The organism is Pseudomonas sp. AF32 (assembly GCF_022342325.2).
Taxonomy (GTDB): domain Bacteria; phylum Pseudomonadota; class Gammaproteobacteria; order Pseudomonadales; family Pseudomonadaceae; genus Aquipseudomonas; species Aquipseudomonas uvaldensis.
The window spans coordinates 1-6,871 of the sequence record NZ_RQJK02000043.1; the positions used below are offsets into that span (position 1 = coordinate 1).

The following is a 6,871-nucleotide window of genomic DNA, read 5'->3' on the forward strand; positions in this document are numbered from 1 at the left end:
TGAAGCAGTCAGCGATAATCCACAGGCCAAGCTGTCGGCCGTGATCAACTAAACGGCAAACTCAGTGGCCAGAGCCATGATGAGTTACACCACTTCCCGGGACACGATCCTTAAGGCGGCTGCCAAGACGCTAGAAGGAGGATCAATGCTCCAGAACGACCGCGACAATTCAGAGCTCGATAAACTCCTCGTCGAAACCCGAAAATTGTTGGCTGAGGCGCGTAAGCTCACGGCTGAAGAAACGAAGCTGAAGCACGAAGCCTTCTGGTACCCATACGCAGTAGGGGCAGGGGTGGTGACCGCGTTTGTCGCCATTGCGAGTGTTTGGATCAGAGTCTGAGAGCAGGTTCGCCACAATGCGCCGATGTCCACCCCTTCTTGGGTTTTGCTATCACACAGCTCACATTGCTGGAAAGGGCTCACCGACGCAGCGGGGCCCGCGACCTCGGAGGAGAAAAAGACGTGTCCACACATCGAAGTAACCAAGCAAACATCGAACAGCTACATCGCGAGGTAGAGGCTTTAGCAGAGGAAATGAGCCGCCCGGTCCCAAACAGTTTCCGCGTGACACTGTTGCCGTTCAGCATCGGGGCAGCGTTTGCTTTGGCTCTATTCGCCGTCGTCGTTTTTGTTGCAAAGCATGTTTGATTCCCTGTCGCTCCGATAGCGTTTTCATGCTACCGAAGGTTCCGAAACAACCTTGTCACTGTGCGTTCCCTGGCTGCTATCTCCAGCTGTAGCTCGGCAATTCCCGTCCATAACTGATCGAGCAGCGTTACGGCTTATGGGCATCTGAAGGGGAGCTGCTTTATGACAGGCGGGCTGTATACGGAATCGTTTGGAGAGTCGGTATGCAGAAGAGCACCCTTCTCGATGGCGTCGCGGAAGATGAATCATCGTTCTGGTCGATATGGAGCGGGTGAAGGGAATCGAACCCTCGTTATCAGCTTGGGAAGCTGGAGTAATGCCATTATACGACACCCGCTCTGGGCGGCTGACTTTGTACCAGATGTAGGCGCGGATTTGAAGTTTTTCTTTACCCGCGACGAGTCCATCCGTCCTGCCAGCGCATTAGCCAGAGCGGTCGTTCGCAGGCAAGCCCCTGGCAAACAGGCGTGGGGCTTGCTCGCGAAGACTCGACTTCAGATTGCCAGTGCATGGTAGTCCTGCACGTAGCTGTAGCGTGGCCGGCTCCCATGGTGGGTAGGCTGGAGAAAGTTCAATAGGGCGTTGCGGCTGTCGCGGCAGGCGGCCTTGTGTTCCATGTCCAGGAAATGTCCGGTTGCCTGCACCGTGCTGAAGGAACTGTCCTGCACGTGGTCAGCGAAAAGCCTGGCGTCGGCGGGGGTGGTGTATTCGTCCCACTCGCCGTTGAGGAACAGCACCGGCACGTTGATCTTCTTCGCCGCGCTGACGTAGCACCGCAAGTCGCTGTGAAGCACTTCGCTGATGTGGAAGTGCATCTGCCCATATTCGTGTTCGGCCAGGCTGCTGACGTGACGATAGTTGAAGCGCTTGAACAACGGCGGCAGATGCTTGCCGATGGTGTTGTTGACCAAGTGTCCGACCCGGTCGCGATCCAGATTGCTCAGGTAGTCGACACCACGTTCCAGGTAGTCGCGCATTGGGGTGTTGAGCACCGGGGAGAACGAGCTGATCACAGCTTTTTCGATGCGCCGTGGGCGTTGAGCCAAGGCGTTCAGCGCGGCCGTACCCCCCCAGGAAAACGACAGCACGTGCTCGGCGGCGAAATGGTCGATCAGTTCCAACAGGATCTGGCCTTCATCCTCCTTTGTCAGCATTTTCTCGTGCCGGTTGTGGGGTTTGGACTTGCCCGCGTAGGGCTGGTCGTACAGCACCACGTTGAATTGTGGGTAGAGGTTTTTGACGGTCTGCGCGAACGACGCAGTGGTGGCCAGCGAGCCGTTGACCAGGATGATGGTCTTTTGCGCGGCGTCTGCGCGATAGAACTCCGTGTAAACCCGATACTGACCTTGTATATCCAGCACAGCGATTTCTGGCCTCATGTCATAGAACTCCTGGCAAGCGGGTATGCGCGCAATGAGATTGCACGGGCAATGTGACAGGTAGGCATACGCCTGAATGATCAAGGCCCATGTCGATCCACAGAAGCCGGTCGACGGGTGTTGTTATAGGCGGGCAGATTGTCGGTGGGCAAGGCGGAACCAAAGGGTTCGGACCGACAAAAAGTTTCTTAGAGGTATGGGGTGACTCATCGGTCACATTTCGGCCGACGGCTTGATTCAAGCAGGGGTATTGCCGTTGCGCAAGGGGTCTTCTGGAAATTGTTCGACACTTTCTGCCAAGCGGTCATCGATCAGATCGAGCGGATTTCCTCGGGACTCAACGCGCGGTATTGGCCGGGCTCGAGATCGGCGTCCAGCACCAAGGGGCCCATGCGTTCCCGGTGCAGGCGCAACACCTTGTTATCGAAGTGGCCGAACATGCGCTTGACCTGATGGTAACGCCCTTCAACGATGCTCAGCCGCGCCGAATTGGGCCCCAGCAACGTCAGCTCCGCCGGCTGGGTCGTGAGGTCTTCGAAGGCGAAGTACAGGCCGCGGGTGAAGGTGACCGCGTATTCGGCGGTGATGCTTTGCTCGGTCTCGACGTAGTAGACCTTTGGCAATTTGGTCTGGGGTTGGGTCAGGCGTCGTGACCAGTTGCCGTCATTGGTGATCAGCATCAGCCCCGTGGTATTGAAGTCCAGGCGTCCGGCGATGTGCAGCTCGTCCTTGTCCGGTTCCTGCAGCCAGTCGAGCACGGTCGGGTGCTGCGGGTCACGGGTGGCGCTGACACAGCCGGCAGGTTTGTGCAGCATGTAATAGCGCGCCGGTCGGCCTGCCTGCAGCAGTTCGTCGTCGACCTCGACATGGCTGAACGCTCGGACTTGAGCAAGAGGGTCGCTGACCACCTGGCCGTCGATCCGCACTCGACCCTCCACCAGCAACAGCCGGACCTGTTGGCGATTGAAACGGGGCAGATTGCTGAGGAAACGGTCAACGCGCATGGGGCAGTTCAGACAAGAAAGCGGAGGGCGTGCATCTTACGCGATCGGTCGGGCATCGGCGCGCAATTGGTCGTCCACCCGGGCGCATCGCGGGCACAGGCAGGATTTGTCGCGCAGCTCGGCTGGCAAGGCTTCGAGCACTGCCGGGTCGATGTTCACCCCGTAGCACCAACAGGCCCGGTCGGCTGTTATCGGGTTAGCCAGGGAACAGTCATTGGGGGCGCCGCAGGCTGGGCAGAGATCAGATTTATTCATAGCTGGAGTGGGGCATTTCCATGCAGGTCCGGTTGCTTCCGATCTGTCGGGCGCGTTGCAACGCATGATCGGCCCGAGACAGCAGGTTCTGCAAGGTGTCTTCGTCCTGCAGTGTGGTAGCGCCGATGCTAACGGTCACCAATAGCTGTTTTCCGCTGCAGTAATAGCGCTGGCCTTCGATGTGTTGGCGAATTTTCTCGGCGATCTTCAGACCGGTCTGTCCGTCAGTGTCTTTGAGCAGTACGACAAAGGCTTCGGTGCTCCAGCGACAGACGATGTCCGAATGCCGAAGGGTGTCGGACAGGTCGCGAGCAAACCCGTTCAACAGTTGGTCACTGACCACGTGACCGTGAACGGCGTCCAGTCGTTTGAAATCGTCCAGTTCCAGTAGCAGCGCCGTCAAGGGCCTGGGCTCGCGCTGTGCTTCGTGGAGTGCCTGCACAGCCAGCAGATCGAAGCCTCGGCGGTTGGGCAGTTCGGTCAGGCTGTCAAGCGTGGCCTGGGCGTCGATGCGTAGCTGAAAGCCGTTGAGCATTCGATACAGGACTGTCATCACCGTCACCGTGATCAACAGGCCAATCAGGAGGTTCAGATACAGCACTTTGAGTAGATTGTCCCGCACCGAGGTAGGGGTGAGGTAATAGCCCAGCAATGAAACCACCAGGAAACCCACACTCAACAGGGCCATCAGCATCAGGAGCGGTTTACGTTGGGAATACAACGGCGAACGAGGCGACATGGCAATTCCCTGAACGGCGATGGATGCAATCAGTTTAGTGGCTCGTGGCAAATGGCGACGGGATTTGTGCCCGCAGCGAGAATGCGAATGGGCAAAACGCTACATGTTTCAACTTATTGCTAAAACGCACCAGATGTCATTTTTGCTGTCTGACTATGCGTCAGTCACCCACAAATGACTGCCGCCCATCAGCGTCGCTGATGTGGCCCATCCGCGGTCCAGGAGGCCGCCATGTATCGACGACTGTTGCTTACTGCGTTTCTCGGTTTGACTCTTTCGGCCTGCGTGCCTTATTACGACGGAGACACGAGCTATTACCGTTCCGAAGTCTACACCTCACCGGCGCCGGTCTATTACGGCGGCGGCAGTTATTACTATTCGGCTCCGCGTGGCTATTACGCACCACGCTATTACCAACCGGCGCCACGCTACTACTCGGCTCCGCGCTATTACCAACACGGCCCTCGCTACTATTCTCCACCGCGGGCAGCCTATCGGTCCTACCCGCATCGGGGCGGCTGGGATGGCCGTGACCGAGGCGGTTGGGATGACAACCGGCGTGGCGGGCATGATCATCGGGGACGGGGCGATCATGATGGACGGGGCAGTCACCGCTGATCTTCAGACAGTTGAAAGCGGCGCATTGAGCGCCGCTTTTTTTGCGTGCAACCAAACGTGTGGAAGCGGGCTTGCTTCCACAGGATTTCATCCAGTGCTTTTACTCGTTAGTCAGATCCGCCAGCGGATGCCGGCCCTCCCAGGCCTTATAGAAATGCGCTTGCACCGCCGCCTCAGGTACGGAATTGATGTCCGGCCAGTGCCAGCGTGGCTTGTGGTCCTTGTCGATCAGCCGGGCCCGCACGCCTTCGCTGAATTCGGGATGTCGGCAGCAGTTGAGGCTCATCGTGTATTCCATGCGGAACACGCCGGCCAGCGACAGATGCCGGGCCCGTTCGATCTGTTCCCATACCAGATGAGCGGTCAAGGGCGATCCTTCGGTCATGGTCCTGGCTGCCCGGGCAATCAACGGGTCTTGATGTTCGACCAGCAGGCTGAGGGCTTTCCAGGCGCAACGCACGTCGCTGACATCCAGCCATTCGTCGATTTGCTGCCGGCGCGGTAGCCATTGGGCCTCGGGCCGTTGATCGAGCGCCTCTTGCTGCAACGCCTTGAGCAGGCTGTTGAGCTGCATGTCGGTCTGTTCCTGCCAGTTGAGCTGAAGCAGCCCTTCGATCAGATCGTCCTGTTGATTGTCCAGCAGGAAACGGTCGGCCAGTCCCAGGTCGATGGCGTCTCGAGCATTCATATGGGCGCCGGTCAACCCAAGAAACAGGCCCAACTTGCCCGGCAGGCGGGACAGGAACCAGCTGGCGCCGACGTCCGGATACAGCCCGATGCTGATTTCCGGCATCGCCAGGCGGCTGCTGGGCGTGACGATTCGCGTGCTTGCACCTTGCAGCAAGCCCATGCCGCCGCCGAGTACATAGCCGTGACCCCAGCATATCAATGGCTTGGGGTAGGTATGCAGATTGAAGTCCAGGCGGTATTCCGCGGCGAAAAACTGTGCCGCCAACGTCGGCACCTCGCCGGGATGGGTACGGCAAGCTTCCACCAGGCTGCGGACTTCACCGCCGGCGCAGAACGCTTTGGTGCCCTTGCCACGCAACAACACACAGACGACTTGTGGCTCTCGGGCCCACGCATCGAGACGATCACGCAGCGCGTTGATCATGGGAAGGGACAGGGCGTTCAAGGATTTTTCGGCATCCAGGGTGGCGATGCCGATACGGGCACCGTCGATGCCGATGAGTTCTTCGAAGTGCAGATTCATCGTGACCTCGATCAGAAAATTGAATAGTCAGTATGACTGCTGCCCAGGAAAATGCCGGATCGGACCCCAAAGCCCTGTCGGATCAATTGACAAGCCTCGTGGGCTTTCCTAGGGTGCGCCCATTGTTTTTACAGGGTGCAATCATGACTGCTGACGACCGTATCAAACTCGAGCCGAGCTGGAAGCAGGCACTGCGCGCCGAGTTCGACCAACCCTACATGGCTCAGTTGCGCGAATTCCTGCGCCAGGAGTACGCGGCCGGCAAGCAGATTTATCCACCGGCGTCCCTGATTTTCAATGCTCTCAATTCGACACCCCTGGACAAGGTCAAGGTCGTGATCCTGGGCCAGGATCCATATCATGGCCCAGGCCAGGCACATGGTCTGTGCTTTTCAGTACAACCAGGCGTGCCGGCGCCGCCGTCGCTGGTGAACATTTTCAAGGAGCTCAAACGCGACCTGAACATCGACATCCCCAACCACGGTTATCTGCAGAGCTGGGCCGACCAGGGCGTATTGCTGCTCAACACCACCATGACGGTGGAGCGCGCCAACGCCAATTCCCATGCGGGCAAGGGCTGGCAACATTTTACCGATCGGGTCATTGAGGTGGTCAGCGAACATCAGCCGAACCTGGTGTTCCTGCTATGGGGTGCCCATGCTCAAAGCAAGCAGAAACTGATCGATACAACCAAGCATCTGGTACTGACCTCGGTCCACCCGTCGCCGTTGTCGGCTTATCGTGGTTTCCTGGGTTGCGGGCATTTCAGCCGTGCCAACAAGTTTCTGGAACAGCACGGCGAGGCGCCGATCGATTGGCGATTGCCGCCGGTTTAGCGGGTGTTTTTGAGGGCCCCATCGCGAGCAGGCTCGCTCCCACGCTGATCTGCCTATGCCGCAAATCCATTGTGGGAGATTCTATGGTTGAGGGGAAGCCCTCAAGCCGCTTTTGGTTGGTATTCGCTTTGCCCTTTCAGCAGAGCGAATACGATCCGAGCAAGCTTGCGAGCCAGCAT

The 6,871-nt window shown here is 58.3% G+C and carries 7 protein-coding genes, 1 tRNA gene and 1 pseudogene; 3 read left to right on the plus strand and 6 right to left on the minus strand.

Going from position 1 to position 6,871, the window contains the following annotated elements; genetic code table 11:
- Window positions 1-145 precede the first annotated feature (145 nt).
- Window positions 146-340, plus strand: coding sequence for a hypothetical protein (locus EGM97_RS25875; RefSeq protein ID WP_238965248.1), 195 nt, complete (start codon window positions 146-148; stop codon window positions 338-340).
- Between the two features lie 571 nt (window positions 341-911).
- On the opposite strand, the gene EGM97_RS25880 is transcribed toward EGM97_RS25875, so the two are convergent.
- The 5 genes and pseudogenes from EGM97_RS25880 to EGM97_RS25900 form a co-directional block, all read right to left on the minus strand.
- A tRNA-Gly gene (locus tag EGM97_RS25880) sits at window positions 912-985 on the minus strand.
- 157 nt (window positions 986-1,142) lie between these two features.
- The gene (locus EGM97_RS25885; protein WP_238965247.1) at window positions 1,143-2,027 is read right to left on the minus strand and encodes an alpha/beta fold hydrolase; all 885 of its coding nucleotides are present in this window, start codon (window positions 2,025-2,027) and stop codon (window positions 1,143-1,145) included.
- A 311-nt stretch (window positions 2,028-2,338) separates the two neighbouring features.
- Window positions 2,339-3,031: a pseudouridine synthase gene (locus EGM97_RS25890; protein ID WP_238965246.1), complete on the minus strand. Its 693-nt coding sequence runs from the start codon at window positions 3,029-3,031 to the stop codon at window positions 2,339-2,341.
- A 36-nt stretch (window positions 3,032-3,067) separates the two neighbouring features.
- The gene (locus EGM97_RS25895; protein WP_238965245.1) at window positions 3,068-3,286 is read right to left on the minus strand and encodes a cysteine-rich CWC family protein; all 219 of its coding nucleotides are present in this window, start codon (window positions 3,284-3,286) and stop codon (window positions 3,068-3,070) included.
- Window positions 3,279-3,935 (minus strand): annotated as a pseudogene (locus EGM97_RS25900) (GGDEF domain-containing protein); the annotation flags it as partial. The gene EGM97_RS25895 and the pseudogene EGM97_RS25900, both read right to left, overlap by 8 nt.
- Before the next feature lie 321 nt (window positions 3,936-4,256).
- Between EGM97_RS25900 and EGM97_RS25905 the strand changes: the two are divergent.
- On the plus strand, window positions 4,257-4,643 hold the full coding sequence (locus EGM97_RS25905) for a hypothetical protein (RefSeq protein ID WP_238965244.1): 387 nt from the start codon (window positions 4,257-4,259) through the stop codon (window positions 4,641-4,643).
- 100 nt (window positions 4,644-4,743) lie between these two features.
- On the opposite strand, the gene EGM97_RS25910 is transcribed toward EGM97_RS25905, so the two are convergent.
- Window positions 4,744-5,856: an enoyl-CoA hydratase/isomerase family protein gene (locus tag EGM97_RS25910; protein ID WP_238965243.1), complete on the minus strand. Its 1,113-nt coding sequence runs from the start codon at window positions 5,854-5,856 to the stop codon at window positions 4,744-4,746.
- 140 nt (window positions 5,857-5,996) lie between these two features.
- Here EGM97_RS25910 and ung point away from each other — a divergent pair, with 140 nt between their 5' ends.
- On the plus strand, window positions 5,997-6,692 hold the full coding sequence (gene ung / locus EGM97_RS25915; protein ID WP_172679660.1) for a uracil-DNA glycosylase: 696 nt from the start codon (window positions 5,997-5,999) through the stop codon (window positions 6,690-6,692).
- Window positions 6,693-6,871 lie beyond the last annotated feature (179 nt).